At 59.6% G+C, this 26249-nt stretch carries 30 protein-coding genes and 1 tRNA gene; 19 read left to right on the plus strand and 12 right to left on the minus strand.

What is annotated here, in order from left to right; genetic code table 11:
• Positions 1-45: 45 nt before the first annotated feature.
• The 7 genes from tolQ (at position 46) to RHM62_RS17985 (ending at position 4971) form a co-directional block, all read left to right on the plus strand.
• Positions 46-747: a protein TolQ gene (tolQ, locus tag RHM62_RS17955; protein WP_322123390.1), complete on the plus strand. Its 702-nt coding sequence runs from the start codon at positions 46-48 to the stop codon at positions 745-747.
• Positions 747-1184 (plus strand): ExbD/TolR family protein, encoded by a 438-nt coding sequence (locus tag RHM62_RS17960; RefSeq protein WP_322125443.1) that lies wholly within the window; start codon positions 747-749, stop codon positions 1182-1184. Before tolQ ends, RHM62_RS17960 begins: the two co-directional genes overlap by 1 nt.
• Before the next feature lie 7 nt (positions 1185-1191).
• Complete coding sequence (gene tolA, locus RHM62_RS17965; RefSeq protein WP_322123391.1) at positions 1192-2166, plus strand: cell envelope integrity protein TolA; 975 nt, start codon at positions 1192-1194, stop codon at positions 2164-2166.
• Positions 2167-2173: 7 nt separating this feature from the next.
• Positions 2174-3439, plus strand: a complete 1266-nt coding sequence (gene tolB, locus RHM62_RS17970) for a Tol-Pal system beta propeller repeat protein TolB (protein WP_322123392.1) — start codon at positions 2174-2176, stop codon at positions 3437-3439.
• A 51-nt stretch (positions 3440-3490) separates the two neighbouring features.
• Positions 3491-4015, plus strand: coding sequence for a peptidoglycan-associated lipoprotein Pal (pal, locus tag RHM62_RS17975; protein ID WP_322123393.1), 525 nt, complete (start codon positions 3491-3493; stop codon positions 4013-4015).
• A gap of 5 nt (positions 4016-4020) precedes the next feature.
• Entirely contained in the window at positions 4021-4782 is a 762-nt protein-coding gene (ybgF, locus tag RHM62_RS17980) for a tol-pal system protein YbgF (protein ID WP_322123394.1), read from the plus strand.
• A 113-nt stretch (positions 4783-4895) separates the two neighbouring features.
• Positions 4896-4971 (plus strand) — tRNA-Lys (locus RHM62_RS17985).
• Positions 4972-5087: 116 nt separating this feature from the next.
• On the opposite strand, the gene RHM62_RS17990 is transcribed toward RHM62_RS17985, so the two are convergent.
• On the minus strand, positions 5088-5312 hold the full coding sequence (locus RHM62_RS17990; RefSeq protein ID WP_322123395.1) for a hypothetical protein: 225 nt from the start codon (positions 5310-5312) through the stop codon (positions 5088-5090).
• A 119-nt stretch (positions 5313-5431) separates the two neighbouring features.
• On the opposite strand from RHM62_RS17990, the gene RHM62_RS17995 reads away from it, so the two are divergent.
• The 9 genes from RHM62_RS17995 to RHM62_RS18035 all read left to right on the plus strand — a co-directional run bounded on the left by RHM62_RS17995 (position 5432) and on the right by RHM62_RS18035 (position 13089).
• Positions 5432-5734 carry an antibiotic biosynthesis monooxygenase gene (locus tag RHM62_RS17995; protein WP_322123396.1) on the plus strand — a complete coding sequence of 101 codons (303 nt, stop codon included), beginning with the start codon at positions 5432-5434 and terminating at the stop codon, positions 5732-5734.
• Between the two features lie 23 nt (positions 5735-5757).
• Positions 5758-7191, plus strand: a complete 1434-nt coding sequence (gene sbcB, locus RHM62_RS18000; protein ID WP_322123397.1) for an exodeoxyribonuclease I — start codon at positions 5758-5760, stop codon at positions 7189-7191.
• A 64-nt stretch (positions 7192-7255) separates the two neighbouring features.
• On the plus strand, positions 7256-9229 hold the full coding sequence (locus RHM62_RS18005; protein WP_322123398.1) for a S9 family peptidase: 1974 nt from the start codon (positions 7256-7258) through the stop codon (positions 9227-9229).
• A 1-nt stretch (position 9230) separates the two neighbouring features.
• Positions 9231-9605 carry an MAPEG family protein gene (locus RHM62_RS18010; protein ID WP_322123399.1) on the plus strand — a complete coding sequence of 125 codons (375 nt, stop codon included), beginning with the start codon at positions 9231-9233 and terminating at the stop codon, positions 9603-9605.
• A 23-nt stretch (positions 9606-9628) separates the two neighbouring features.
• Positions 9629-9856 (plus strand): RNA-binding S4 domain-containing protein, encoded by a 228-nt coding sequence (locus RHM62_RS18015; protein ID WP_322123400.1) that lies wholly within the window; start codon positions 9629-9631, stop codon positions 9854-9856.
• Positions 9853-10476 (plus strand): alpha-ketoglutarate-dependent dioxygenase AlkB, encoded by a 624-nt coding sequence (locus tag RHM62_RS18020; RefSeq protein WP_322123401.1) that lies wholly within the window; start codon positions 9853-9855, stop codon positions 10474-10476. The genes RHM62_RS18015 and RHM62_RS18020 overlap by 4 nt, the downstream gene beginning before the upstream one ends.
• Positions 10477-10513: 37 nt before the next feature.
• Positions 10514-11386, plus strand: coding sequence for a neutral zinc metallopeptidase (locus tag RHM62_RS18025; protein ID WP_322123402.1), 873 nt, complete (start codon positions 10514-10516; stop codon positions 11384-11386).
• A 363-nt stretch (positions 11387-11749) separates the two neighbouring features.
• Entirely contained in the window at positions 11750-12313 is a 564-nt protein-coding gene (locus RHM62_RS18030; RefSeq protein WP_322123403.1) for a hypothetical protein, read from the plus strand.
• A 77-nt stretch (positions 12314-12390) separates the two neighbouring features.
• Positions 12391-13089 (plus strand): hypothetical protein, encoded by a 699-nt coding sequence (locus tag RHM62_RS18035; RefSeq protein WP_322123404.1) that lies wholly within the window; start codon positions 12391-12393, stop codon positions 13087-13089.
• Here RHM62_RS18035 and RHM62_RS18040 read toward each other — a convergent pair.
• The 3 genes from RHM62_RS18040 to RHM62_RS18050 are packed head-to-tail and all read right to left on the minus strand — an operon-like array spanning position 13079 to position 15471.
• Positions 13079-13543, minus strand: a complete 465-nt coding sequence (locus tag RHM62_RS18040; RefSeq protein WP_322123405.1) for a DoxX family protein — start codon at positions 13541-13543, stop codon at positions 13079-13081. The two genes, RHM62_RS18035 and RHM62_RS18040, sit on opposite strands and share 11 nt — an antisense overlap.
• Positions 13544-13568: 25 nt before the next feature.
• Entirely contained in the window at positions 13569-15194 is a 1626-nt protein-coding gene (locus RHM62_RS18045) for a DUF692 family multinuclear iron-containing protein (RefSeq protein ID WP_322123406.1), read from the minus strand.
• A gap of 13 nt (positions 15195-15207) precedes the next feature.
• Positions 15208-15471 (minus strand): DUF2282 domain-containing protein, encoded by a 264-nt coding sequence (locus RHM62_RS18050; RefSeq protein ID WP_322125444.1) that lies wholly within the window; start codon positions 15469-15471, stop codon positions 15208-15210.
• Positions 15472-15750: 279 nt separating this feature from the next.
• Between RHM62_RS18050 and RHM62_RS18055 the strand changes: the two genes are divergently transcribed.
• Entirely contained in the window at positions 15751-16395 is a 645-nt protein-coding gene (locus RHM62_RS18055) for a DsbA family protein (RefSeq protein WP_322123407.1), read from the plus strand.
• Between the two features lie 64 nt (positions 16396-16459).
• On the opposite strand, the gene phbB is transcribed toward RHM62_RS18055, so the two are convergent.
• Both phbB and RHM62_RS18065 read right to left on the minus strand, forming a co-directional pair.
• Complete coding sequence (phbB, locus tag RHM62_RS18060) at positions 16460-17200, minus strand: acetoacetyl-CoA reductase (protein ID WP_322123408.1); 741 nt, start codon at positions 17198-17200, stop codon at positions 16460-16462.
• A gap of 63 nt (positions 17201-17263) precedes the next feature.
• Positions 17264-18439, minus strand: coding sequence for an acetyl-CoA C-acetyltransferase (locus tag RHM62_RS18065; protein ID WP_322123409.1), 1176 nt, complete (start codon positions 18437-18439; stop codon positions 17264-17266).
• Positions 18440-18922: 483 nt separating this feature from the next.
• On the opposite strand from RHM62_RS18065, the gene RHM62_RS18070 reads away from it, so the two are divergent.
• Positions 18923-19102: a hypothetical protein gene (locus RHM62_RS18070; protein WP_322123410.1), complete on the plus strand. Its 180-nt coding sequence runs from the start codon at positions 18923-18925 to the stop codon at positions 19100-19102.
• A 21-nt stretch (positions 19103-19123) separates the two neighbouring features.
• On the opposite strand, the gene RHM62_RS18075 is transcribed toward RHM62_RS18070, so the two are convergent.
• From RHM62_RS18075 to RHM62_RS18100, 6 genes are all read right to left on the minus strand, one after another.
• The gene (locus tag RHM62_RS18075) at positions 19124-20101 is read right to left on the minus strand and encodes a peptide ABC transporter ATP-binding protein (RefSeq protein WP_322123411.1); all 978 of its coding nucleotides are present in this window, start codon (positions 20099-20101) and stop codon (positions 19124-19126) included.
• Complete coding sequence (locus tag RHM62_RS18080; RefSeq protein WP_322123412.1) at positions 20098-21105, minus strand: oligopeptide/dipeptide ABC transporter ATP-binding protein; 1008 nt, start codon at positions 21103-21105, stop codon at positions 20098-20100. The genes RHM62_RS18075 and RHM62_RS18080 overlap by 4 nt, the downstream gene beginning before the upstream one ends.
• 5 nt (positions 21106-21110) lie before the next feature.
• Positions 21111-21989: an ABC transporter permease subunit gene (locus tag RHM62_RS18085; protein WP_322123413.1), complete on the minus strand. Its 879-nt coding sequence runs from the start codon at positions 21987-21989 to the stop codon at positions 21111-21113.
• Positions 21986-22996 (minus strand): ABC transporter permease subunit, encoded by a 1011-nt coding sequence (locus RHM62_RS18090; protein WP_009665801.1) that lies wholly within the window; start codon positions 22994-22996, stop codon positions 21986-21988. Before RHM62_RS18090 ends, RHM62_RS18085 begins: the two co-directional genes overlap by 4 nt.
• A gap of 202 nt (positions 22997-23198) precedes the next feature.
• The gene (can, locus tag RHM62_RS18095) at positions 23199-23870 is read right to left on the minus strand and encodes a carbonate dehydratase (RefSeq protein WP_322123414.1); all 672 of its coding nucleotides are present in this window, start codon (positions 23868-23870) and stop codon (positions 23199-23201) included.
• 38 nt (positions 23871-23908) lie between these two features.
• Positions 23909-25072 (minus strand): FAD-dependent oxidoreductase, encoded by a 1164-nt coding sequence (locus RHM62_RS18100; protein ID WP_322123415.1) that lies wholly within the window; start codon positions 25070-25072, stop codon positions 23909-23911.
• 249 nt (positions 25073-25321) lie between these two features.
• Between RHM62_RS18100 and RHM62_RS18105 the strand changes: the two genes are divergently transcribed.
• Positions 25322-26242 carry a crotonase/enoyl-CoA hydratase family protein gene (locus RHM62_RS18105; protein ID WP_322123416.1) on the plus strand — a complete coding sequence of 307 codons (921 nt, stop codon included), beginning with the start codon at positions 25322-25324 and terminating at the stop codon, positions 26240-26242.
• Positions 26243-26249: the final 7 nt, after the last annotated feature.

The following is a 26249-nucleotide window of genomic DNA, read 5'->3' on the forward strand; positions in this document are numbered from 1 at the left end:
CGCGATTATCCCGATCAACAACAACCGCTACCATACAGACCATCAATGACCGTCACCCAAGATCTCTCTTTTGTTTCCCTCATCGCCAACGCCTCAATACTGGTGCAATTGGTACTGGCCCTGTTGCTGACTGTCTCGGTCATGAGCTGGACGTATATTTTCCGCAAGGCCTTTTCAATCAAGAATGCGCAAGCGCAGACCGAAGAATTCGAGCGCGCCTTCTGGGCCGGCGGAGATCTCAACACGCTGTACCAGGACGCCGCTTCCAATCGCCGGCGCAACGAAGGTGCAACAGGTGCGCAAGAACGCATTTTTGCTGCAGGCATGAGCGAATTCAACAAGGGCAAGGCATCGCTATCGAACCGCAATCCCGGCGACGCCAGCCAGCTCATCGACGGCGCACGACGCGCCATGCGCGCTGCCTATCAGCGCGAAATGGATGCGCTCGAATCCCACTTGTCATTCCTCGCATCGGTCGGATCGGTCTCGCCCTATGTGGGCTTGTTCGGTACGGTCTGGGGCATCATGAATGCCTTTCGCGGCCTGGCCAATGTTCAGCAAGCGACCTTGTCGGCCGTCGCTCCGGGTATCGCCGAAGCATTGGTCGCGACCGCCATCGGCCTGTTCGCAGCGATTCCCGCCGTCGTTGCCTACAATCGCTTTTCGCATGACGTTGACCGCCTGTCGATCCGATTCGAAAGCTTCGTTGAAGAGTTCTCGAATATCCTGCAACGTCAGGCGCGCTGATCATGAGTTCATCCATGCGCAGCAGCCGCACCCGCAAATTCAAGGCCGACATCAACGTCGTTCCCTACATCGACGTGATGCTGGTGCTGCTGGTTATTTTCATGGTGGCCGCGCCGATTACCAATCCCGGTGTCATCAATTTGCCGACCGCCGAGAAATCATCGCTGCCGCCATCGGAATACATTCAGATTTCACTGAAGCCTGACGCCGCATCCACGATCGGCATCAATGGCCAGAAAAATACCGCAGCCAAACAAGAGACGACCACCAGCCGCAAGGATTTGCTGGAACGACTCAAAGCGCTACATGAAGCCAACCCGGACATGCCGGTCATGATTTCCGGCGACAGGGATAGTCGCTACGAAGAAGTCATCAGCCTCATTTCCGAAGCCAAGAAGTTCGGCATCACACGCGTCGGCCTCGCGACCAAGTCCTGAGATGGTCATGAAACCGGTTGCACAGTATGTAATACCCAAGGAACCCGGCCGCTGGCGCGCGATCGCACTGGCTGCGGCCGTGCATGGCGCGCTGCTGGTCATGCTATGGATAGGCGTGCGCTGGCAAAACGAGTCGCCGCTGGTTGTCGAAGCCGAAGTCTGGAGCCCGCAGGTGCGAGAAGCCGCGCCCAAGCCGCAGCCTGAACCTGAACCCGAGCAACCACCGAAACCCGTCGTCAAGGAAGTTCCGGAGCCGGTCGCGCCGCCCAAGCCCGTTGAAAAAGTCGCACCCGTCGTCAAGCCGCCGGTGATCGATCCCGAGATCGCGCTGGAGCAGGAAAAAAAGCGCAAGGCCGAGTTGCTGAAAGAGCGCCTCGAAGAAGAGCGCCAGGACAAACTGAAAAAACTGAACAAGGAAAAGCGACTGGAGAAAGACAAGCAAGATAAGCTCGAAGCGAAAGAAAAACTGGAACAACAGGCCAAGCTCGACGCCAAGGAAAAGCAGGACAAGCTGGATAAACTGGCAAAGCAGGAAGCACAGGAAAAGGCTGACCTGAAAAAAGCCGAACTCGACAAGAAACGCAAGCAAGACGAGATCGACGACAAGCGACTGGCCAGGATCCGCGACGAAGAAATGAAGCGTATCGCCGGCGGCGCCGTTGGTCCGGGCGGCAGCGGCGATGCACCAAAAAGCCAGGGACCGCGCGGCGACCCGAGCTACATCCAGAAAGTCGGTGCAAAAATCCGCTCCAATACCGTGTTCAATGGCGCGGAAGACATCGAAGGCAACCCGCCAGTCGAGTATGCGGTTGAGCTACTGCCCGACGGCACGGTGCGTGGCATACGCAAACTGAAAACCTCCGGCATACCGGGCTTCGATGAAGCCGTTCGCCGTGCAATTGAAAAATCACAACCCTTCCCTGCCGATAAATCGGGTACGGCGCCTTCGGGCTTCACCGTGTCCCACAAACCCAAAGATTGATCAGCCAATGAAAAAAACTCTCTTCTCTGCCCTCGCCCTGCTTGGTCTGGTACTTGCCACCGCAGCCCATGCCCAATTGCGCGTCGACATCGCCGGCGTCGGTGCCAACCAGATTCCGATCGCCATCGCCACCTTCGCCGATGAATCGATCGCACCAGCCCAAGTCAGCACCATCATCAAGGCCGACCTGATGCGCAGCGGGTACTTCAAAATCATCGATGCCGGCACGATGTCCGAAACCTCCGACATTAATTACGCCGACTGGAAATCCCGCGGCGCCGATGCGCTCGTGGTGGGCAGCGTGCAGCGTCTGGCCGATGGCCGCTTCGACGTGCGCTACAAGCTGCTCGACATGATCAAGAGCGCGCCGCTATCGGCGCTCTCCCTGACTGCACCGGAAGGCCGCACCCGGGTCACCGCCCACAAGATTGCCGATGACATCTATGAAAAACTGACCGGGGTGCGCGGTGCCTTTGCCACCCGCATTGCCTACGTCACCAAGTCCGGCAAAGAGTACCGGCTCGAAGTGGCCGATGCCGATGGCGAAGACACCAATGTCGCCTTACGTTCGAACGAGCCGATCATCTCGCCGGCCTGGTCGCCCGATGGCACCCGTGTCGCCTATGTCTCATTTGAAAACAAAAAACCGGTGGTCTACGTGCAAAACCTGGTGACACGCCAACGCACCGTGCTGGCCAATTACAAGGGCAGCAATTCGGCACCATCGTGGTCGCCCGATGGCAACCGGCTGGCCATTGCCTTGTCACGTGACGGCCTGACCCAGTCCTATATCGTCAATGCCGACGGGACAGGCTTGCGCCGCGTAACCAACAGCAGCGGCATCGACACTGAACCGCAGTTTTCGGCTGATGGCCAAAGCATTTATTTCACCAGCGATCGTAGCGGCGGACCACAAATCTACAAGATGCCGGTCAGCGGTGGCGATGCCCAGCGCGTGACGTTCAAGGGCTCGTACAACATCAGCCCGCGCGTCTCGCCGGATGGCAAAACACTGGCGTTTATTTCCCGCCGCGACAGCGGATTCCAGTTATATGCGATGGACCTCGCTAATGGTCAGGAACAACGTCTGTCAGACTCTGCCAAAGATGAGTCGCCGAGCTTTTCACCGAACAGCAAGTACATCATGTACGCCACCGAATCAGGGCGACGTGGCTCGCTTGCGGTAGTATCCGTCGACGGTCGGGTGAAACAACGCCTGACTACGCAGGCCGGCGACATCCGCGAGCCGACCTGGGGCCCATTCATCAAATAAGATTTCAGTCCTTATTTCAATCAGTCAATTTGTCTTTACCAGGAGAAGTAAATGCGTAACTTATCGACCTTTGCCGTTGTCGCCGCCAGTGCCTTGTTGTTTTCGGCCTGCTCATCCACCAAGCTGGATGAAAAGCCTCCGGTCGAAGATCGTTCGGGTAGCGCCGCCATGGCCGCTCCGGCTGACACCCGTACCGTCAATCCGGTCAATGCCGGTTCGACCGATCCATTGAACGACCCGCAAGGCGTGCTGGCCAAGCGTAGCGTCTACTTCGACTACGACAGCTATGTCGTCAAAGCCGAATTCAAGTCGGTCCTCGAAGCCCACGCCCGCTACCTCAGCGCCAACAAGTCACGCAAGATCATCATCCAGGGCAATACCGATGATCGCGGTGGCCGCGAATACAACCTGGCACTCGGCCAGAAGCGTTCCGAAGCAGTGCGTCAGGCAATGAGTCTGATGGGCGTAGCAGACAGCCAGCTCGAAGCCGTTTCGCTGGGCAAAGAAAAGCCTAAAGCCACCGGCAGCGACGAAGCCGCCTACGCTGAAAACCGTCGCGCTGACATCGTCTATTGATTGCCATGACGCGCTTCGGAAAATCCTTGTGTGCCGTGGCCATGCTGGCCGCGGTGTCCTCTTTCACTCTGCCTGCACAAGCCGGACTGTTCGATGATGACGAAGCGCGCAGGGCCATTCTTGATATCCGGGCCCGCATCGACAGTGTCCGGCGCGATGCCGACATCAAGCTCGACACCAAGGCCGACAAGAACAGCCTGCTCGATGTCGCCAGCCAGAACGAGCAACTGCGTCAGGAAGTGGCGAAGTTGCGCGGGCAACTGGAAGTGTTGACCAATGAAGTGGCCAACACGCAGCAGCGCCAAAAGGATTTCTACGTCGATCTCGACACACGCTTGCGCAAGCTTGAACCGCAAAAGATGACTGTCGATGGCAAAGAAACGAGCGTCGAGCCGGCCGAACAGAAGACGTACGAAGCCGCACTGGCACTGTTCAAGGCGGGCGACTACAAGACGTCCGGCGCAGCGTTCACCGACTTCATGCGGCGCTATCCGCAATCCGGCTTTGCACCGTCGGCTCAGTATTTTCTGGGGACGACCTACTATGCACAACGTGATTACCGCAATGCGATCACCGCACAGCAGGTCGTGGTCAAGAACTATCCGGAAAATCCGAAAGCAGCAGACGCCTTGCTCAACATCGCAAGTTGTTATGCCGAGCTGAAAGACCGTCCGGCGGCCAAGAAATCCCTTGAAACCCTGGTGGCGCAATATCCGTCATCACCGGCTGCCCAGACCGCAAAAGAACGCCTGGCTACAATGCGCTGACCGCGATGAACCTGCCGATCCGATGGGATCAGCAGGTCACCGCAAAATAGTTTAGTCAATTAGACCGCAAGGTTTGACAGATCCATCTTGAGTTCCTATAATCTCGGTCTTTCGGGTCGTTAGCTCAGCTGGTAGAGCAGCGGACTTTTAATCCGTTGGTCGCAGGTTCGAATCCCGCACGGCCTACCACGAATAAGTTGGATGCAATTGAAGGTAATTGCTTGAAACGGCTCACAGCAATGTGAGCCGTTTTTGTTTGTGTGCCCGATGCACAGCATATTAATGCGGCACCGGGGTAACTTGGCCTACTCCGCAGTCGACTTCACTACCGTAATCCGGTTGATGAAAAATTCACCATCGATGCAGGTGCGGTGCGGCACGCCGGCCACCTCGAAACCCGGACCGCCATCTTCAACCCAGCCGCTGGCCAGCAAATCAAACTGCTGCTCGTTCAAGCCGAGCATGGGTGCCGTGATGACAAACCGGGCCCCCTCCTTTTGTCGCAACACGACATCATCGATCTTCGCCATACCATCCCTGTCCAATAAAAAAACCTGCGCCATGATACTGCCCCAACGTCGATCGTCGCTGTCGTCGCCATGCAATTCGGTGGGATAATCAGCGCTTTCCAAGCTACCGTCAGGCCATCATGATTCTCGAACTCGCAGATATCCGCATCCTTCCCGGCAAACAAGCTGACTTCGATATCGCCATCAAGCGCGGCGTCGCACTGGCCATCAGCAACGCCACCGGCTTTCGCGGCTATAAGATCAACAAAAGCGTCGAATCGCCCGAGCGTTACGTGCTGATGATTTACTGGGAAACCCTCGAAAACCATACCGTCGATTTCCGCGAATCGGCCGCCTTTCAGGAATGGCGCGCACTGGTCGGCCCGTTCTTCGCTAGCGCACCGGTAGTCGAACATTTCACGCTGTTAGCCAAATCGGATTAAATCAACACGGACTGCGGATCACGATGTCATCACACACTTTTCTCTGGCACGACTACGAAACCTTCGGCGTCAACACCCGCAGCGACAGGCCGGCGCAATTCGCGGCCATCCGCACCGATGCCGAACTCAATGAAATCGGCGACGAGATCATGCTGTACTGCCAGCCGGCCAATGACTATTTACCCGATCCGCAATCCTGCCTGATCACCGGCATCACGCCGCAGGTATGCCTGCAGCGCGGCTTGCCCGAATACCAGTTTGCCGCCGCCATCGAAGCGGCGTTTTCCGCCAGCGGCACCGTCGGGGTCGGCTACAACACGATCCGCTTCGATGACGAAATCACGCGCTTCCTGTTCTGGCGCAACCTGATCGATCCGTACGCCCGCGAATGGCAAAACCAGTGCGGTCGCTGGGATCTGATGGATGTCGTGCGGATGACGTATGCACTGCGTCCCGACGGTATCGACTGGCCGATGAACGATGAAGGCAAACCGAGCTTCCGCCTCGAACTGCTGACCAAGGCCAATGGTATTGCACATGCGGCCGCGCATGATGCGCTGTCTGATGTGCGCGCCACGATTGCACTGGCGCGACTGATCCGCACGCAGCAGCCCAAGCTGTTCGACTTCTGCTTCGCGTTACACAAGAAAGACCGCGTCAGCGCCGAGATCGGCCTGCCGGCACGCAAACCTTTTTTGCATGTATCGGGCATGTTCCCGGCCGAGCGCGGCTGCCTCGGTGTCATGTGGCCACTGGCCACGCACCCGACCAACAAGAACGAAGTCATCGGCTGGGACCTGTCCCGCGACCCGTCCGAACTGGCCACGCTGGATGTCGAGTCGATCCGCCTGCGTATGTTCACGCGCAGTGCCGACCTACCCGAAGGCGTGACCCGTTTGCCGATCAAGACCATCCACCTGAACAAGTCGCCCATGGTGGTCGGCAACCTGAAAACCCTGTCGCCGGCGATGGCAGAAAAATGGCAGATCGATCTGGAGCAGGCCCACCGGCATGCCACCCTCGCCGCCACGCTCGGTGACATGGACGCGCTCTGGAAGCAGGTGTTCCAGCGTCCGGCGCAAGCCACGCCGGATGTCGACGAAGACCTGTACAACGGCTTCGTCGGCAATGGCGACCGGCGCAAGCTGACCGAGTTGAGGGCGCTGTCGCCGGCAGTACTGGCAAAAACTCACCCGGGCTTTGACGACGTGCGACTCGAAGAACTTCTTTTCCGCTACCGCGCGCGCAACTTCCCCGACACGCTCGATGCCGCCGAGGCCGAACGCTGGGAACAGCACCGCAGCGATCGCCTGTTCGAAGGCAGCGACGGTGCCCGCACCGTCGACATCCTGTTCGGTGAAATCGACCAGCTGTCCGAACAGGCCGACACCCGCGGCGAAGAAATCCTCGGTGCGCTGTACGACTACGTGGAAATGATCGCGCCGGCACCGCAGTGATGCCGGTGCACGTATCGATGCGCCGCAGTCCAACAAAAAACCGACCCAGTCACAGGAAACCCCGATGAGCACAGCACCGCACAACAGCCAGCACACCATCACACCGTACGGTGCCTGGCTTTCGCCGATCACCTCGGCCGCCATCGTCGCTGAATCGGTCGGGCTGGACCAGCCGGCCATCGCCGGCAATGCAATTTACTGGATCGAAGGACGCGCGCGCGAGCAGGGCCGCAGCGTCATCGTCCGGCATGCCGCCGATGGCAGCACGGCCGATCTGACTGCGGCCGGGTTCAATGTCCGCAGTCGCGTCCATGAGTACGGCGGCGGTGCCGTGTGCATCGATGGTGACGTGCTGTACTTTTCGAATCACGCCGACCAGCGCTTGTACCGGCAGCAAGGTAACGATGCCCCGCAAGCGCTGACTACCAGCGGCGCAATGCGCTTCGCCGATGCGGTCCTCGATCGCTCCCGCCATCGCCTGATCGCGATCCGCGAAGACCACGGCGATACCACCCGCGAAGCCATCAATACCCTCGTCGCGATCAGCCTCGCCAATGGCAGCGAAACCGTGCTGCTGGAAGGTCATGATTTTTACGCATCGCCACGCCTCAGTCCCGATGGCAGCCAGCTGGCATGGCTGAGCTGGGATCATCCGAACATGCCGTGGGATGGCACTGATTTATGGTGCGCCAGCGTGGCCGTCGACGGCAGCCTCGGCACGCCGCGCAAGATCGCCGGCGGCATCGATGACCCGATCTTCCAGCCGGCCTGGTCACCGTCGGGCGAACTGCATTTCGTCTCCGAGCAAAGCCGCTGGTGGAACCTGTATCGCCTGCACGATGACACGGTGCAGGCACTGTGTCCGATGGCCGCCGAATTCGGCCGGCCCTTGTGGAATGTCGGTATCTCGACCTATGGCTTTGATGGCAGCGGCCGGATTGTCTGCAGCTATGTCCAGGACGGTGACTGGCAACTGGCCGTGCTGGATCCGGATAGCGGCATATTGACCAACATCGCCACGCCGTTTCGCAAGATCAGCGACTTGCAGGTTGGTCCCGATTTTGTGGTCTTCATCGGCGGCGCACCGGACCGGTCGGATGCCATCGTGCGGCTTGATCTGCAGACCGGCGAGCACCGGATTCTCAAGCGCGCAATTTCTCTCGATGTCGATGCCGGCTATCTGTCGGTGCCGCGCGCCATCACGTTCCCGACCACCGGCGGGCGCCACGCCCACGCGTTTTACTACGCGCCGGCCAACCGCGATTACGCCGCACCGGCCGGCCGCAAGCCGCCGCTGCTGGTGTTCAACCACGGTGGTCCCACCTCGGCAGCGGGTGCCACGCTAAACCTCGCGATCCAGTTCTGGACCAGCCGCGGCTTCGCGGTAGTCGATGTCAATTACGGCGGCAGCACCGGTTATGGCCGCGCCTACCGTCACCGGCTCAATGGCAACTGGGGCGTGGTCGATGTCGACGATGCCCTCAATGCCGCGCGCTTCCTGGTCGCCGACGGCGCGGCCGACGAACAGCAACTCGCCATTCGCGGTGGCAGTGCCGGCGGCTATACCGCGCTGGCAGCGCTGACCTTCCATGAGCTCTTCAAGGCCGGTGCCAGCTATTACGGCGTCAGCGATCTCGAAACGCTGGCGCGCGATTGTCACAAGTTCGAATCGCGCTACCTCGACAGCCTGGTCGGTCCGTATCCGGCACGTCAGGATATTTATGTGGCGCGCTCCCCTATCCATTTCACGGACCGGCTGACCAGTCCGCTGATTCTGTTTCAGGGCATGGAAGACCGTGTAGTCCCGCCGGCACAAGCACAACTGATGTTCGATGCCGTGCGCGAGAAGGGCTTGCCGGTCGCCTATATCCGCTTCGAAGGCGAAGCCCACGGATTCCGGCGCGCCGAGAATATCCGCCGTGCGCTCGAAGCCGAACTGTATTTTTATGGCCGCCTGTTCGGCTTTGTGCCGGCCGATGAGTTGGTGCCGGTAGCCATCGAGAATTTACCTGATTCACCTTCCACAAAAAAAGGCTGACATGACTATCGCTTACTGGTGTGTACTGATTGCCGGCCTGATGCCGGTGCTGACCACGGCCATCGCCAAGGCCGGACTGCGCGGCTACGACAATGCCGAGCCGCGCGCCTTCATGGAAAAGCAGACCGGCTTTCATCGCCGCGCCGATTACGCCCATCGCAATCACTTCGAAGCGTTCCCGTTTTTCGCCGTCGCGGTGCTGATCGCCGAGCAGCTCGATGCCAATCCACTGCAGGTCGACGGCTTAGCGATGGCCTTCATTGCCGCGCGCATCCTGTACACGGTGCTCTACCTTGCTAACAAGCCGACCCTGCGCTCGCTGGCCTGGGTGGTCGGCTATGGCTGCGTGATCGCGCTGTTCGTGATCGCTGCCTGACTCTCACGTTTGATGGAAACACGATGCAAAAAATTGATTTTGAACTGAACGATGAATTCGTCGAACTGAACCAGCTGCTGAAACTGGTAGGTATTTGCGACAGCGGCGGTGCCGGCAAGATGGTCGTCGCCGGCGGCAATGTCTCGGTCGATGGCCAGCAGGAATTGCGCAAGACCTGCAAGATCCGCGCAGGCCAGGTGGTCAGTCTCAGCGGCGTACGCATCCACGTGAAGCCCGGCCAATCGGAATGAACGATCTGTTTGCACAGGCCGGTCGCGGCCTTGAGCAACTGCCCTTACCGGATGCGGATGTGCGCTTCCAGCGCGATCTGTATCCGGCCGCGCACTGCAACTTGCTGCTGCGCGAACTGATCGATAGCACCGACTGGCGCCACGAACAGATCACGCTGTTTGGCCGGCAGCACTGGCAGCCGCGACTGGTCGCCGCGCACGGGGATGCCGGACTGGCCTACACGTATTCCGGACTGACCTTGCCGATGCAGCCATGGACACCGCTCCTGGCGCAGCTCCGGCAAGACATCGAACACCTCGCCGGCGTGCGCTTCAATAGCGTGCTGCTGAACTGGTATCGCGATGCGCAGGACAGCATGGGCTGGCATAGCGATGATGAAGCCAGTCTCGGTCCGGCACCGGTGATTGCATCATTGAGCCTAGGTGCAACGCGGGTCTTCAAGCTCAAGCACAAGACCCGGCCGGAACTGAAGACCACGCTGCTGGCACTGACCGATGGCAGCCTGCTGCTGATGGCGGGGGCAACACAGCGCTGCTGGAAACACGCTGTCGACAAATCACGCGCGGCGTGCAGCGCACGCGTGAACCTGACGTTCCGGCGGATCATGCCGGCGTCGTGACCCGTACCATCACACAATCACCCGGAAGGATATCGTCATGAAATGGGATGGCAATCGCGAGAGCGACAATGTGGAAGACCGCCGTGGCGACAGCGGCGGTGGCGGCTTCGGCGGACGCTCGGTCGGCATCGGCACCATTGCCATTGCACTGGTGGCGTCCTATTTTTTTGGCATCAATCCGGCCACCGTGATCAACCTGCTCAGTGGTGGCGGCGGTGGCGGCAGTGCGCCCAGCCAGCAGGCACCTGCCAAAGCACCACCTGCCAACGACGAAGCCGCGCGTTTCGTGAAGGTCGTGCTGGCCGATACCGAAGACGTCTGGACGGCGCAGTTCCGCGCGCAGGGCGGCAACTATGTCAAACCCAAACTGGTCCTCTTCAGTGGCAGGACATCGACCAGTTGCGGCCAGGGGGAAAGTGCTACCGGTCCGTTCTATTGTCCTGCTGACCAGAAGGTCTACATCGACCTGAGCTTTTACAAGCTGATGCGCGAGCGCTTCAAGGTCGAAGGCGAATTCGCCCAAGCCTATGTCATTGCCCATGAGGTCGGCCATCACGTCCAGAACCTGATGGGGATTTCAGGCAAGGTCGATGCGGCCCGCCGCAAGGCGACCCAGACCCGCGCCAATGCGCTATCGGTCCGCATGGAATTGCAGGCCGACTGCTTCGCCGGCGTCTGGGCCTTCCATGCCAACGAGGCACGCGGCATTCTCGAACGCGGCGATGTCGAGACCGCGCTCAATGCCGCCACCGCCATCGGCGACGATGCGCTGCAACGCCAGGCGCAGGGACAAGTCGTCCCCGATTCGTTCACGCACGGCACCTCGGCACAGCGGGTACGTTGGTTCAAGCGCGGCATCGCTACCGGTATCGTGAACGATTGCGATACCTTCAAGGCGCGCCAGCTGTAATTGCTCTATTTGCATTCACCGGCGGAACAGGCCCCGATTGACACCGATCAATCCCCTGTTCTGGCTGCAGAAAAATTGCACAACCGACCGAACCAACCCGGCAACATCGCCACCTAAAGCTGCAACTAGCACTTACGGCTTGAATCCAACCATTCCACATGCGCTGATTGCGGTTTATCAAAATAAGTTCTGCCTAATTTACTTATAAATAAGCAATCGTTCGAACCAATAGTTGGCGGTGACCGGAAAAGGAGTCGTGCTCCGAACCCTGCCGGTGTCGTCACTGAAAATGCAATCACACGTCGCACGTCACCTTCTTTCAGGCGGCAGCGATCATCCTTTATATTTTTCGATGGGAATGTCATGTCAATTAAGGTCGGTGAAGAGATGGATTCTTCCACCAGCAAGGCACGTGTCGTGGTGTCGGCACGCGAAGGAATCATAGAAATCGAAGGCAGCGAATCATTCGTCGCTGACCAGTTGAACCGGCTGAAAACCGTGATTTGCCAAGTCGTCGCCACGGGTGCCAAATGGCGTAACGGCATCGACACCATCGGTACGACCAGCCCGGCTAGCGCGACGCTGGCACCGCAAGCGCTGGAAAAATTCGCCAACCTGTACACGCAGGCCGATGGCAAATTGCAGCTACTAAAAAATCTTCCAGGTAACAACATGGCCAACAAGACCGTCAATGCAGCGCTGCTGGTGGCCCATGCTCATGCGCTGATGGGTGCCGACCACACGACGCTCGATACCATACGCGCAGTCTGCAAGGAACAAGCTTGCCATGACTCGAACAATTTTTCGGCAACACTAAAACGTGAAAAAACCTTGTTCGTCCATAGCGGCAGCCTGCACATCACGCTCAGCCCGGCAGGCCGGGAGCGCGCCGCCTCGCTGGCCAATCAGCTCAATGGTGGTAACTAAACAGACCGGATGACACATTGTGGTTTCAGGAATGTCTCCTAGACTGACTCATCGAAACCCTCTTTTTGGAGTCGTTGATGAAACCCGAAGCTGCCCGGAAATCTGCACCTGAGCTCGAAGAATTAAACGAAAAATTACGTCGCGACGTGATGCGTGCACTGGAACCATACGGCACGCAAGCGCTGTCCGCATTGGCGCACATGTCGGACGCGGAACGCACGCGATGGCTGTTCTGGAATCTGCATGAAAACCTCGATACCGTGCGCGCCCACGAGCCATCGCTGGTGGGGCAGATTATCCGTACCCAGTTGACCGTCAGCGATGGTCTGTCCATGTGGAGCGAAAAATACGGACTCGAAAAACGCGCCGAATTCAGCTGCAAATGGCAACTGTTGCTCAAGCCATCGAGCTATGAAAGCGAACAGGCGTACCCGCTCAACGATGGCTGGATCGACCTGTCTATCGGCGATGGGCCGCCGCCCCATCCCGCGTTGCAGGCCGGCCAGAAAGGCTATCTCGATTCGGATAGCGCGCTATATCCGAACCAGTTGTTCCTGTACGGATGGGTCAGCGAAGCGGTCTGGCAGGAAATCAAACCGCAGTTGTACAACGCCAGTGCGAACTGCCACACCGATATTTACCTGCGCGATAATTTTTTATTCCCGGTCAAACCTGGCCTTGCTTTTCTGACCGGTCCGGCCGGTGCGCTGGGCATCACCAACCTGGAATTTCGTACCTCGACCCAGCCACGCCTGACCTCCTGGGTCAGGTCTTGACACGACCATCGAGCCAGCCATCGACCGATGCCTTACCGGGACCATACGCAATCAGCACCAGCAATAGCGCACCCCAGTAAGCGTGGTCGTTCACCGCGGCAGGACATTCAAACATGAAAAGTTGTGGATACGACAGAACGGCCATCAGGTTCACCACGAACAATCCGATGGCAGCCGGTCTCGAAAACAGCCCTAGTAACAAGAGCACCGGAAAGACCAGCTCGCCGCCTGCCCCCATCACGGCGGCCAGTTCGGGTGGCAGCAAGGGCACGTGGTACTCATCCCGGAACAGCGCTAGCGTGGCATCCCAGTCACCGATTTTCACGAGACCGGATTTAAAGAACTGCCAGCCGACATACAGGCGGATGGCCAGTGCGATCAGCGCGCCGCCAAGCGTAACAAGGACCTGATCAAAACTCGCGATACGGCGATGCAGACGAAAGAAACTTTCCATGATTCATGACTCCATTGAAAAGGGATTAGGGATCGATGGCCACCAGCACTGCCTGTTGCAGCCATTGCTGCAAGTGCGCGCCCAGATCAAAACCAGCGTCAATCTCCAGCGCCGCATCCACTGCTGCACCCAGCGTGGCGCCTTGCTGCAACAGACTTAATGCAGCGTGGGCAGCCGGACTGAGTGGCAGCAACACCACGCGCCACTGCGGCCGCGCGACCAGCATCAAGCAAGGCACATCGAGCGCCTCCGGAAACGGCGTTGCACTGTCGGGTTGATGGGCCTGCCACAGATCGGCAATCGCCCAGCGCGACGCCAGCAAACGGCAGGCCGGATGCAAGTGGCAACGGGCCTGATCGAACTGATCGGGTGTCCAGGTCGCCAGCACGACAGGATCGAAGGGGGCCGCGGTTGCGGCGTAATGGGCGCGATGCACCGCCCATTCGGTACGTGCCATATCGGGAAAATACGGGTAAGCGGCAACATGCTCAAAATCCGCAAGGAAATCGGCAAAGCCTTCACCGACCTGATTCAGATCACCGCTGGTGGACGGTTGCTGCTTGCCATAGGCACGCGCGAGCGCCGCAAAAAATTCTTCGCCGACGAGTGCCTGCAAGACCGGGTACGCCGCAGCGAGCGCCTTGTCCCAGGTCGCTGTGAGATTGCCACGGTACAACGCAAGACGCTGTCTCACCAGTTGGGCATCTCCATTGAACAGCGAAATGGCGTCGGCTTCGACCGTATGGTCCAGCAAAGCGGCTGCCATCCGGCCCTGGCTGACGGAGAGCGACGGATACGGCGGTGGCAAGTGCATCTCTGCAACGATGTCCTGCGCGCGTCGGGCTTCATCCAGCAGCACGGTAATGTCCGGAATGTCGGTGTCCCATTCGATCAAGGTGGCGATCGGGCCGAAGCGCTGCAGTGCCGCGCGGTACAACGCCCAGACCGGTGCCGCAACGCGATCACCATGGTGGTCGATCACGGCATCCGGCGTCACCAGATGTCCGGCCAGATGAAATTCGCCAATGCTGCCGGCCGACACCTCGGCCAGCGCCGCCAGCGCATCTTCGCCGTGGTTGCACTGGTTGACGTAGAGATTATTGAGGTCCAGCAGAATGCCGCAACCGGTGCGACTGACCAGTGCGGCAAGGAATTCGGTCTCGGTCATCGTATCGGCGCGAAAGCGCAAATACGTCGAGACGTTTTCAATGAGCAGGCGGCGACCGAGCGCTTGCTGGATCCGGTCGACCCGCTCCGACACCAGCTGCAATGCGGCAGGCGTCAGCGGCATCGGCAGCAAGTCATTGAGATGCCGGTCATCGACGGCACCCCAGCACAGATGCTCGGACACCAGCACCGGGTCGACGCGGCGCACCGTGTCGCAGACCCGCTGCAAATGCTGCTCCGAAAAGCCCGCTGCCGACCCGATACCCAGGCCGACACCATGCAAACTGATCGGATAATCCTGCCGCAGCTGGTCCAGTACATGCGCATCCCAGCTGCCGGCATCAAGATAATTTTCGGTGTGGACTTCCAGCCAGTCGACCTTGGGACGCTGCGCCAGAAAATCCCGGTAGTGCGGTGCCCGCAATCCGATCCCGACACCGGACGCGCCAAACAGGGCCTGGCCCGGAGCAGGATAGGATGACATCGGAACGGGGGGATTACTTGGGAGCAGCGAGTGTACCGCCGGCTTTTTCGCAGGTGCCCTTGGCGACGTATTTCCACTCACTGGCGTCCATATCCTTCTTGGCCTGGCCTGCGCAGGAATGGCTACCGGTGACGGAGGCGCAATCGTTTTGGCCGGCTTTGGCGATACCAAAACATTTTTCCTTGTCAGCCGCAGCAGTGGCGGCGTGAACGGTAGAAAGGCCGGCAACACACATTGCGGACAGGGCAGTAGCGAACAGGGCTTGACGAGCATTCATGATTATTTCCTTTAAAAGTGAAGTGGAGTAATTCAACAGGGCTTGCGGTGAAACTGAAGCGTAGTCGCGGAGCATGATGGATTGCTTACACCTGAAACCCATCATTTTTCCGGATTTTTAATGCTAGTCGAACCAGAGACCAAAAATCAATACCGGGTAGCCGCAGCACAACGGTGCACCACGTACCATCAGCCACAGGTTAACCTGCCTCAAATTATTCTGCCGGCAGAGGCACCGTCCCGTACACTTCGCTGACCTCCCTTCTGAAAGAGCATGTCGATGCCCAACCTTATTTATATCGCTGATCCGATGTGTTCCTGGTGTTACGGATTCGGTCCTGAACTGACCGCCCTGCTCGACGGTTTGCCTGGCCTGCCGGTCGAGATTGTGCTCGGCGGACTGCGCGCTTATAACAGCGACCGCATGGATGCGCCCATGAAAGCCGAGCTGATGACGCACTGGAAAAAAGTCCACGAGACCAGCGGCTTGCCGTTTTCCGACCATGCCATCGAGCAGCCCGGTTTTGTCTACAACACGGAACCTGCTTGCCGCGCCGTCGTCGCCGCCCGCACGCTGGCACCGCAGGTAACGCTAGCCGTATTCACGGCCATCCAGCAGGCGTTTTATGTCGACGGGCGCGATGTGACACAGAGCGCCGTACTGGCCGACATTGCCAGCACTGCGCTAACAAACGCCGGTGTACCAACCGACACCGACGCCTTCGAAACCCTGTGGGCATCGGAAAAAATCGTGCTCGCCACACATGCCGATTTTGTCCAGACCAAGGCCTGGAAAATCGATGGCTTCCCAATGCTGGTACTGGAACGCAATGGCCAGCTCGACATGGTCACCGCCGGCTATCTGCGCATGCCGGCACTGGTCGAACAATTGCAGGCGCTGGTCGACAATCCCCGTCAGGCCTGATCCGGGCCATAAAAAAAGGCGTCACCCCGTTCAGGGTGACGCCTTTTTTATGTCTGCTCAGCCATCAACACATGTGCTGTCCGCCATTGATCGCGATATTCGCACCGGTCAAAAATGCGGCTTCATCCGACGCCAGATAAGCCACCAGTCCGGCAACTTCTTCGGGCTTGCCCAGGCGCGCCATTGGAATTTGCGGAATGATCTTGCTGTCGAGGACTTCCTGCGGAATCGCCATCACCATCTTGGTACCGATATAGCCCGGCGAGATCGTGTTGACGGTGACGCCCTTGCGCGCCACTTCCAGCGCCAGCGCCTTCGTAAAACCATGCATGCCGGCTTTGGCGGCCGAATAGTTGGTTTGCCCGAATGCGCCCTTCTGACCATTGACCGACGAGATATTGATGATGCGACCCCAACCGCGATCGACCATGCCATCACACACCGGCTTGGTCATATTGAACACGGAATCGAGGTTGGTGCCGATCACCGCATCCCAGTTCGGCTTGTCCATTTTCTTGAAGGTCATGTCACGCGTAATGCCGGCATTATTGACCAGCACATCAATCGGCCCGATCTCGGCCGCGACCTTCGCTGCACAGGCTGCCGCCGAATCATAATCGGCGACATCACACGAATAGGCACGGAAGTTGTAGCCCAGCTTTTCCATTTCTGCCAACCAGGCAGCCGACTTGTTATTGCCAGGTGAATAGGTCGTCACGACCTGATATCCAAGTGCCGCGAGCTTGACGCAAACGGCCTCGCCCAACCCCCCCATACCGCCAGTAACCAGTGCTACACGTGCCATTTTTTGTCTCCTGTTGTTTTACGTTTAAAACCATTAGGTTTTGGATTGTAACTGACTGAAGTCTTAGCGCTCGATGGCCAGTGCCACGCCCATGCCGCCGCCGATACACAGGCTGGCCAGTCCACGCCTGGCATCGCGACGGATCATTTCGTGGATCAGCGTCACCAGGATGCGGCAACCTGATGCGCCAATCGGATGACCCAGGGCAATCGCGCCACCGTTGACATTGATCTTGCTGGTATCCCAACCCATCTGCTTGTTGACCGCAATGGCCTGGGCAGCGAAGGCTTCGTTGATTTCCATCAAGTCGAGGTCGGCGTGCGTCCAGCCGGCTTTTTTGAGACACAGCTGCGCGGCAGGGACCGGACCCATGCCCATGATGCTCGGGTCGAGACCAGCCGACGAATACGCCTTGATGCGGGCCAACGGCGTGAGGCCAAGTTCCTTGGCCTTGGCGGCCGACATCATCATCACGGCGGCCGCGCCGTCATTGAGGCCGGAGGCATTGCCGGCGGTAACCGTACCGTCTTTGGCAAAGGCAGGACGCAAGGCAGCCAGCGATTCGAGCGTGGCACCGGCCTTGATGTATTCATCGGCATCAAACTGGAAATTACCTTTTTTGCTGGCGATCTCGAGGGACAGGATTTCATCCTTGAACTTGCCGGCTTTCTGTGCGGCTTCGGCCTTGTTTTGAGAAGCCACCGCGAAGGCATCCTGCTCGGCGCGCGTAATTTCGTATTTCTTGGCGACGTTCTCGGCAGTGGTGCCCATGTGATACTGATTGAAGGCATCCCACAAGCCATCGACGATCATCGTGTCGACCAACTTTGCATCACCCATGCGGAAACCGTCGCGCGAACCGTTGAGCACATGCGGCGACGCGCTCATGTTTTCCTGGCCACCGGCGATGATGATGTCGGCGTCGCCGCAGAAGATCGCCTGGGCGGCAAGATGCGTGGCCTTGAGGCCGCTACCGCAGACCTTGTTGATGGTCATGCCCGGCACCATGTCCGGCAGGCCGGCATGGATCAGCGCCTGACGCGCCGGGTTCTGTCCGCAACCGGCGGCCAGCACTTGTCCCATGATGACTTCGCTGACCAGCCGCGGATCGATGCCGGTCTGTGCCAGCAAACCCTTGATGACATGCGCGCCCAGATTGACGGCAGGAACTTTGGCCAACGTGCCGCCGAATTTACCAACCGCTGTTCTGAGGGCTGCGACGATGACGACTTCATTCATTGAGTTCTCCAAAAGGGGTAATGGGGGCGATGCATGCCGGATGAACGCGCCGAAAAGGGCACTTGTGTCGCGCCAACCGGACTTTGCCTGTCTTTACGCAAACGCGACGAGTATTACGCATTTTATAATCTTCGCATAGGGGGTCGGCGTTGACGCAGCAGAAGATCGCGTGCAATTGTTTTGCCTGCAATTCATTGCGACGCAATCTATTTGCACTGAAAAGAAAATTAACACGCGCAATGGCACGGATAACGGCGGTGCCGCAGCGCGGTAATTTCAGGCGCGGCCTGAAGGCCGGCGCGGATGGCGGGCCACCAGTCGTCACACTGCAATGGCGCAGTATTGGTGCTGTTCTTTGTGGCAGAATAGGCCTGTCCAAGAAATTCCCTGGCCAATGCAGGCAAACGGACAGGCTGACGAAGTGACTCCCGCTGCAGCCTCGCGGGCAATTATTGCAGATCGACTTTCAATGGAGTCTTTGAATTGAACCATCTCAATAAGAACAACTACATCAACACCGCGCAGCTCAAGGAAATCATGACTGCGCCGCCGATGACCGCCGAACAGCATGCGATCATTATCCGCAAACGTATCAAGGACCGCCGCATGATCGAAGAAGCGCGCGAAAAAAGAACCGGTGAAGACGACCTGTTCGGCGACTGACGCCGGTTTGGCCGCAACGCGCTAGCTGATCTCGGCAACCCGATGACAAGCCACCAGCCGGCCATCGAACGGTACCAGCGCAGGGACTTCGACGCGGCAGCGCTCCTGCGCAAACGGACAGCGGGTGTTGAAGGCGCAGCCGGGCGGCGGCGCTATCGGTGACGGCAACTCTCCGGTAAGAATAATTTTTTCCTGACGCTGCGCCGGATCGATGCGCGGTGTGCTGGCCAGCAAAGCGCGCGTGTACGGATGCAGCGGACGGGCAAAAATGGTTTCCTTGCTGCCGTGTTCCACGGCCTTGCCCAGATACATCACCATCACGTCGTCGGCGATATGTTCGACCACTGCCAGATTGTGGGAAATGAACAGATACGCCACGCCGCTGGCTTGCTGCAAATCCATCAGCAGGTTCAGCACCTGCGCCTGGATCGAGACATCCAGCGCCGACACCGGCTCATCGGCAACAATCACTTTCGGATCCAGCATCAGGGCGCGCGCAATCGCAATGCGTTGGCGCTGGCCGCCGGAAAACATGTGCGGATAACGGTTGATGTGCTCGGGCCGCAAGCCAACCTGCGCCATCATCGATAGCGCCCTGGCTGTCCGTTCGGCCTTGTTCAGACGGGTATTGATCTCGAGCGGTTCGGCCAGCATCGCGCCGACTTTCTTGCGCGGATTGAGGCTGGCATACGGATTCTGGAACACCATCTGCACTAGCGGACGCACGCGCTTGAGCGTGGCGCGATCGGCCGTGGCGACGTTGGCGCCATCCATCCACAACTCGCCGCCGCTGGGCGGTTCGATCATCGTGATCTGGCGCGCCAGCGTCGACTTGCCACAACCGGACTCGCCCACCACGGCCAGCGTCTTGCCGGCCACCAGCGTGAACGACACGCCGTCGAGCGCACGCGCCCAGGCTTTCGGCCTCAGGAAACCCTGCGATACCGGGTAATGTCTGGCCAGATTTTTTGCTTCGAGCAGTGCCACGGCATCTGTCATGGTGCGACCTCTTCCTTGTGCCAGTTGTTGGTGGGCTGGCCGCTGGCGTCCAACGGAAAATGGCAGCGCACTTGCGCCTCAGCCGGACCCGTTAGCTCCGGCCGCTGGTTGCGGCATAACGCGGTTGCATAGGCGCAGCGCGGGCTGAGCAGGCAGCCGTCGGGCCGGTCGTACTGACCCGGCACGACACCGGGAATGGTCTGCAGGCGCGCACGGCCGATATTGTGTTCGGGCAGCGCTGCCAGCAAAGCCTGCGTGTAAGGATGGCGCGGCGCACTGAAAATGTCGGGCACGCGGCCGGTCTCGAACACCTGTCCGGCATACATCACGACGACCCGCTGCGCGGTCTGGGCGATCACGCTCAGGTCATGCGTGATCAGCATCAATGCCATGCCACGGTCACGCTGCAATTGCAGCAGCAATTCCAGCATCTGCGATTGCACGGTGACGTCGAGTGCCGTGGTTGGCTCGTCGGCGATCAGCAGGCGCGGATTGCAGGCAATCGCCATGGCCACCATCACGCGCTGGCTCATGCCGCCGGAGAGCTGATGCGGATACGCATCGAGGCGGCGTTCAGGGTCAGGAATATCCACTTGCTGCAACAGCGCCAGCGCCTTGGCACGCATCACTGCATTGCTGCCGCCCTGATGCACGCGCAAGGTTTCGATCAGCTGATAGGCCACCGTGAAGCACGGATTGAGGCTGGTCATCGGATCCTGAAAAATCATCGCGATATCCTTGCCGAGCAGGCTGCGCCGTTCGCGCCCGGGCATGCTCTGCAGTTCGCGACCGTCGTAGGCCATGCGCGTCGCCGTGACCCGGCCCGGATAATCGATCAGTCCCATCAGCGCCAGCGAGGTCACGCTTTTGCCGGAGCCGGACTCGCCGACGATGCCGACGACTTCGCCTTCGGCAATCGTCAGGTCGAGGCCATCGACAGCCGTGAACGGGGATTTTTCCGAGCCGAATTCGACCCGCAGGTTCTGTAGTTCAAGAAGCGCCATCGTGGTCACCGTTTCAGTTTCGGGTCGAGCGCGTCACGCAAACCGTCGCCCATCAAATTGAAGGCCAGCACCGAGACCAGGATCGCCAGGCCGGGGAAGGTCACGACCCACCACGCGCTCTGGATAAACTCAAGCGCACTGGCCAGCATCGAACCCCATTCCGGTGTCGGCGGTTGTGCGCCCAGTCCCAAAAAACCCAGCGCGGCGGCATCAAGGATCGCGCTCGAAAATCCCAGCGTAGCTTGCACGATCAGCGGTGCGGCACAATTGGGCAGCACGCAATTGAACATCAACCGGACCGTGCCGGCACCGGCGATGCGCGACGCGTTGACGTAGTCCTTCTGCATTTCGCCGATGACGGCAGCACGGGTCTGGCGCGCATAATGCGGCAGCATCACGATGGCAATTGCGTACATCGCATTCATCAGGCCCGGTCCGAGGATGGCCACCACGGCGACTGCCAGCAGCAGGCTGGGCAGCGCCAGCATGATGTCCATCAGCCGCATCAGCGCCACTTCGACGACGCCGCGAAAGAAGCCGGCGACCAAGCCGATGATCACGCCGATGGTCAGCGACAGCGTCACCGAGACCAGCCCGATAACCAGCGACAAGCGCGTGCCGTGGATCAGCCGCGACAGCATGTCGCGCCCGACCGGATCGGTGCCGAGAATGAACTTGCTGCTGCCGCCGGCCTGCCACATCGGCGGCACAAGCGTCGCATCACGGTATTGCTCGATCGGTGAATACGGCGAAATCACATCCGCCAGCAGCGCGGTCAGGACCAGTACGATCACCACCGCCAGGCCGATGACGGCACCGCGATTCTGACTGAAGTAATTCCATAGTTCGCGCAGCGGATGCGGCTGCAAGTCAGGGGCGCTCATGCACCGTGCCGTATGCGTGGATTGATGACGCCGTACAGCACATCAACGATCAGGTTGACCACGATGATGATGGTGGCCGACAGCAGGATGCCGCCCTGCACCACCGGATAATCGCGTCGCCGGATCGCCTCGACCAGCCACTTGCCGATGCCCGGCCACGAAAAAATCGTCTCGGTCAGAATCGCGCCGGCCAGCAGTGTGCCGACCTGCAGACCGATGACGGTGATGACCGGAATGAGCGCATTGCGCAGCGCATGCACGCCGACCACGCGCCAGCGCGACAAGCCCTTGGCACGCGCGGTGCGGACGTAATCTTCGCGCAGCACTTCGAGCATCGACGAGCGCGTCATGCGTGCCACGACTGCCAGCGGAATGGTGCCCAGCGCGATAGCCGGCAGGATCAGGTGCGACACGGCGGATTTGAACGCACCCGGCTCGCCCGAGAGCAGGCTATCGATCAGCATGAAGCCGGTTACCGGCGGCAGGTCGAACAGGATATCGATGCGGCCCGACACCGGCGTCCAGCCCAGCGTCACCGAGAACAACATGATCAGCAGCAGCGCCCACCAGAACACCGGCATCGAATAACCGGTCAGCGACACACCCATCACCGAATAATCGAGCACGGTATTGCGCTTGAGTGCGGCCAGCATCCCGGCCGGCACACCAATGACCAGCGCCACCAGCATCGCGCAGATCGACAGCTCGATGGTGGCCGGGAACAGCGTGAGGAATTCTCGCAGCACCGGTTCCTGCGTCGTGATCGAGCGGCCAAGGTCGCCTTGCAGCACATGCCACAGGTAATCGAAGTACTGCACATACAGCGGCCGGTCGAGACCGAACTCATGCAGCAGGCGGGCGTAGCGGGCGGCATCCATACCGCGCTCGCCGGACATCGCCTCGACCGCATCGCCGGGAATCATGTGGATCAGGGAAAACACCAGCAGCGTAATGCCGAGAAAAGTCGGTATCACCAGTCCTGCGCGGCGCAAGAGAAATCCAAACATGGGGTGCCTGTTCGTTCAAGTAAGGGGAGCGGAAACGGTCTTGTGAACCGGATGGCGAGGCATTGTAACGCGGTGGGGTGAACGGGCAATACTGCGGAGCAAATTAGGTTTTTTAACCATGTCGCGGGAGGGCCGAAGGCGAAGCTGGCTTGCACCTGACGTTGGGGGTCGATCCAGGCTCAGACGAACAGTGGGCAGACGGTCAAGCCAGTTCATACCTCACCAGACTAGCCGGCATCTTGACCGCCAGCTCTTCCGGAGAACTGACCGTAACACCAAGATCGCGCAGCAAACCATCCTTGATGCCATAAATCCAGCCGTGAATGGTCAGGTCCTGGCCGCGCTCCCACGCATCCTGCACCAGCGTGGTCTGGCACACGTTGCCGACCTGCTCGATCACATTGAGTTCGCACAGACGGTCGAGCTGCTCGCCCTTCGGGATCACGTCGCCGAAATAGCGACCGTGTTTCTGGTGCACGTCCTGCACGTGGCGCAGCCAGTTGTCGGCCAAGCCGACGCGACGGCCGGTCATGGCGGCATGCACGCCTGAACAGCCGTAATGACCGGAGACAATCACATGCTTGACCTTCAGCACATCAATGGCGAACTGCAGCACCGACAGGCAATTCAGATCCGAATGGCAGACCACGTTGGCGACATTACGATGGACGAATAATTCACCCGGCAGCAGGTCGACAATTTCATTGGCCGGCACGCGGCTGTCGGAACAGCCTATCCACAAATATTGGGGCGATTGCTGCGCTGCCAGCTTGCGGAAAAAATCCGCATCCTGCTCGATCATCGACGCAGCCCAACGACGATTTTTCTGGAACAGGTGCTCCAGTGCGTCGCTACTCTTGATGGGATTTGTCATGGAAATACTTTCTGGAAATGTCGGAAACGCGCGTGATTCTACCTTCTTGGGGGCACAGGCAGGTCGTCAGCGTCAAAAGGACGGCTGAAGCGCTGCATGAAGCGCTGGTCAATCCGGTTTTTCCACTGCCAGACCCAGCCGCCCTGCCACGACAGGCCGTACCACGATGCCACCGCATGCCGGCCACCGGCGGACATCAGCGACAGATATTGACGCTGGGCGCGATACGCCAACAGCGGCTGTCCGCTGGCATGGCGCAACAGGTTTTCGGCCAGCACCGGGCCCTGCCGGACGGCGAACACGCCGGCTTTCGGACGTCGCTGCGTCACATCGGTGGCCATGTCGCCGGCCGCAAATACATGCGGATGACTGACCGATTGCAAATGCTGGTTGATGCTGATGAAGCCGTCATCGACACAGGCCAGCCCGGCCGCTGCGGGCCATTGCTGCGCAGCCGAACCGGTCGCCCACAGCACCTGGTCACAGGCCGCGATGCTGCCATCGGCGAAGACCAGCTGGCCGCCGTCGACCCGTGCGATCGGGCTGCCGGTACGTATCGCCACACCGGCGGCGACCAGCCGGGCCGCCATCATCCGCGCGACGCGACGCGGATAGCCGGGCAGCAAATCACCGCGGCTGACCAGCGACCACTTGACCCGGTCCTTGTGAGCGCGCAAGCGATACGCCATCGCCAGCACCAGCTCGACGCCACCGGCACCACCGCCCACCATCACCATATGCACCGGCCGGACCAGCTGATCGATCCGGCTTTGCAACTCATTCCATTGCTGCAAAAAACGATCGATCGGCTTGACCGCCAGTCCGGCACCGGCAGCACCGGGAATACCCTCGACCGGCGGCGTCGAGCCGATGTCGAGCGAGACCAGATCGAACTCCCAACTGCCCTCGCCGGTGTAAGCGCGGTTGCCGGTCAGGTCGAGCCGGCTGACCGTCGCCTGCACCAGCCGCACGCCGGCGGCTGCGGCCAGTGCCCGCAGATCGACATGGCATTCCCTCGTGCGATAGTGGCCGGCGACCAGTCCGGGCAACATGCCGGAATACGGAGTGTCGAGTTCGCGGCTCAACAGGGTCACATCCAGTTGCGCCCGGGTGTCGGCGGATTGCCTGCACAAGGCCTCCAGCACGAACAGATGCGCATGGCCGCCACCGATCAACAACAGGCGTTTGGGGGTTGAGGTCAAGGAAAGACTCGCTAAAAATTTGACGTCGCACGATACCACGCCCTCCGCGCCGTCAGCCCGAACCGCCGCAACCCGCAGCCAGCCTGAATACTCACGAATAGCCCTGAAAATCAATGAGCAAGAAGTTATTTATCTTAAAGAAAAGTCATTCTTTTCTGTGTTTTGATAGGCCATCCGGGTGCCTACACTCGGTTCTATCCGGCATGCGACCGCGCATTCCGCGTCCCATCACTCAAGAGGCGAACCATCATGAATGCAATGACCGAGCTGAAACACCTGCGTCTCCCGTTGACTGCGAATGGCATTCCGGTCAATCCTTTTCACCAGATCGAGCTGGAGTACGACCAGGAAAACAAGGTCCTGTGGACCTTCATGCAAGCGGCCGGCGTACCGTGTTTTAACATCGGTCTGCTCAATGAAATCCGCAGCAGTAGCAGCCTGCTTAAAGCCAACCACGGTCAGATCGAAATCGACGATGCGTTATACCCGGTCGAGTTTCATGTCGGCGCCTCGCGCACGACGGACATCTTCAGTTATGGCGGCGACCTCGCGCTATTCATGCACCTGATCGGCACGCACGATCGCGCCGGCCTGCTGCATTACGCGCGCCTGTGCATCGATACGCTGCAAGACCGTCTGACCAGTTTCGATACCAACATCACGACCATCACGCTGTTGCAAGGCGAGGCGCTGGGCGGTGGTTTTGAAAGTGCACTGGCGAGCCACGTGCTGATCGCCGAAGAACATGCGCGCATGGGTTTTCCTGAAATCCTGTTCAATCTGTTTCCCGGTATGGGTGCTTACAGCCTGCTGACGCGCCGGGTCGGCGCGCGCCTGGCCGAAGAGATCATCCTGAGCGGAAAAATTTATACGGCACAGGAAATGCGCGCGCTGGGACTGGTCGACCTGGTGGTCCCGACCGGCCAGGGTGAAGCCGCTGTCACCGATTACGCCCGTCGCAACAGCCGACGCCGCAACGGCCAGCGCGCCCTGTTCGAATGCCGTCGTCACACCACGCCGGTGTCGTATGACGAACTGGTTGGCATTACTGAAGTCTGGGTCGAGGCCGCGCTGCGTCTCGAAGACAAAGACCTGAAAATGATGGGGCGGCTGGTACGGTCACAACTGCGCCAGCAGGAAGCCGCACGGCAGGAAATCGCCCTGGCCTGACCCGACC

Source organism: Actimicrobium sp. CCC2.4, assembly GCF_034347385.1.
In the GTDB taxonomy this organism is placed as follows: Bacteria; Pseudomonadota; Gammaproteobacteria; order Burkholderiales; family Burkholderiaceae_D; genus Actimicrobium.

Excerpts from the sequence above, each read along its gene's own strand:
- can (WP_322123414.1), bottom strand. The coding sequence starts at position 23,870 with ATGACAAATCCCATCAAGAGTAGCGACGCACTGGAGCACCTGTTCCAG.
- RHM62_RS18050 (WP_322125444.1), bottom strand. The coding sequence starts at position 15,471 with ATGAATGCTCGTCAAGCCCTGTTCGCTACTGCCCTGTCCGCAATGTGT.
- sbcB (WP_322123397.1), top strand. The coding sequence starts at position 5,758 with ATGTCATCACACACTTTTCTCTGGCACGACTACGAAACCTTCGGCGTC.
- RHM62_RS18010 (WP_322123399.1), top strand. The coding sequence starts at position 9,231 with ATGACTATCGCTTACTGGTGTGTACTGATTGCCGGCCTGATGCCGGTG.
- RHM62_RS18020 (WP_322123401.1), top strand. The coding sequence starts at position 9,853 with ATGAACGATCTGTTTGCACAGGCCGGTCGCGGCCTTGAGCAACTGCCC.
- tolB (WP_322123392.1), top strand. The coding sequence starts at position 2,174 with ATGAAAAAAACTCTCTTCTCTGCCCTCGCCCTGCTTGGTCTGGTACTT.
- RHM62_RS18090 (WP_009665801.1), bottom strand. The coding sequence starts at position 22,996 with ATGTTTGGATTTCTCTTGCGCCGCGCAGGACTGGTGATACCGACTTTT.
- RHM62_RS18035 (WP_322123404.1), top strand. The coding sequence starts at position 12,391 with ATGAAACCCGAAGCTGCCCGGAAATCTGCACCTGAGCTCGAAGAATTA.
- RHM62_RS18030 (WP_322123403.1), top strand. The coding sequence starts at position 11,750 with ATGTCAATTAAGGTCGGTGAAGAGATGGATTCTTCCACCAGCAAGGCA.
- tolQ (WP_322123390.1), top strand. The coding sequence starts at position 46 with ATGACCGTCACCCAAGATCTCTCTTTTGTTTCCCTCATCGCCAACGCC.
- tolA (WP_322123391.1), top strand. The coding sequence starts at position 1,192 with ATGAAACCGGTTGCACAGTATGTAATACCCAAGGAACCCGGCCGCTGG.
- phbB (WP_322123408.1), bottom strand. The coding sequence starts at position 17,200 with ATGGCACGTGTAGCACTGGTTACTGGCGGTATGGGGGGGTTGGGCGAG.
- RHM62_RS18015 (WP_322123400.1), top strand. The coding sequence starts at position 9,629 with ATGCAAAAAATTGATTTTGAACTGAACGATGAATTCGTCGAACTGAAC.
- RHM62_RS18065 (WP_322123409.1), bottom strand. The coding sequence starts at position 18,439 with ATGAATGAAGTCGTCATCGTCGCAGCCCTCAGAACAGCGGTTGGTAAA.
- pal (WP_322123393.1), top strand. The coding sequence starts at position 3,491 with ATGCGTAACTTATCGACCTTTGCCGTTGTCGCCGCCAGTGCCTTGTTG.
- RHM62_RS18025 (WP_322123402.1), top strand. The coding sequence starts at position 10,514 with ATGAAATGGGATGGCAATCGCGAGAGCGACAATGTGGAAGACCGCCGT.
- RHM62_RS18080 (WP_322123412.1), bottom strand. The coding sequence starts at position 21,105 with ATGGCGCTTCTTGAACTACAGAACCTGCGGGTCGAATTCGGCTCGGAA.
- ybgF (WP_322123394.1), top strand. The coding sequence starts at position 4,021 with ATGACGCGCTTCGGAAAATCCTTGTGTGCCGTGGCCATGCTGGCCGCG.
- RHM62_RS18040 (WP_322123405.1), bottom strand. The coding sequence starts at position 13,543 with ATGGAAAGTTTCTTTCGTCTGCATCGCCGTATCGCGAGTTTTGATCAG.
- RHM62_RS17995 (WP_322123396.1), top strand. The coding sequence starts at position 5,432 with ATGATTCTCGAACTCGCAGATATCCGCATCCTTCCCGGCAAACAAGCT.
- RHM62_RS18085 (WP_322123413.1), bottom strand. The coding sequence starts at position 21,989 with ATGAGCGCCCCTGACTTGCAGCCGCATCCGCTGCGCGAACTATGGAAT.
- RHM62_RS18105 (WP_322123416.1), top strand. The coding sequence starts at position 25,322 with ATGAATGCAATGACCGAGCTGAAACACCTGCGTCTCCCGTTGACTGCG.
- RHM62_RS18045 (WP_322123406.1), bottom strand. The coding sequence starts at position 15,194 with ATGTCATCCTATCCTGCTCCGGGCCAGGCCCTGTTTGGCGCGTCCGGT.
- RHM62_RS17990 (WP_322123395.1), bottom strand. The coding sequence starts at position 5,312 with ATGGCGAAGATCGATGATGTCGTGTTGCGACAAAAGGAGGGGGCCCGG.
- RHM62_RS18055 (WP_322123407.1), top strand. The coding sequence starts at position 15,751 with ATGCCCAACCTTATTTATATCGCTGATCCGATGTGTTCCTGGTGTTAC.
- RHM62_RS18075 (WP_322123411.1), bottom strand. The coding sequence starts at position 20,101 with ATGACAGATGCCGTGGCACTGCTCGAAGCAAAAAATCTGGCCAGACAT.
- RHM62_RS18005 (WP_322123398.1), top strand. The coding sequence starts at position 7,256 with ATGAGCACAGCACCGCACAACAGCCAGCACACCATCACACCGTACGGT.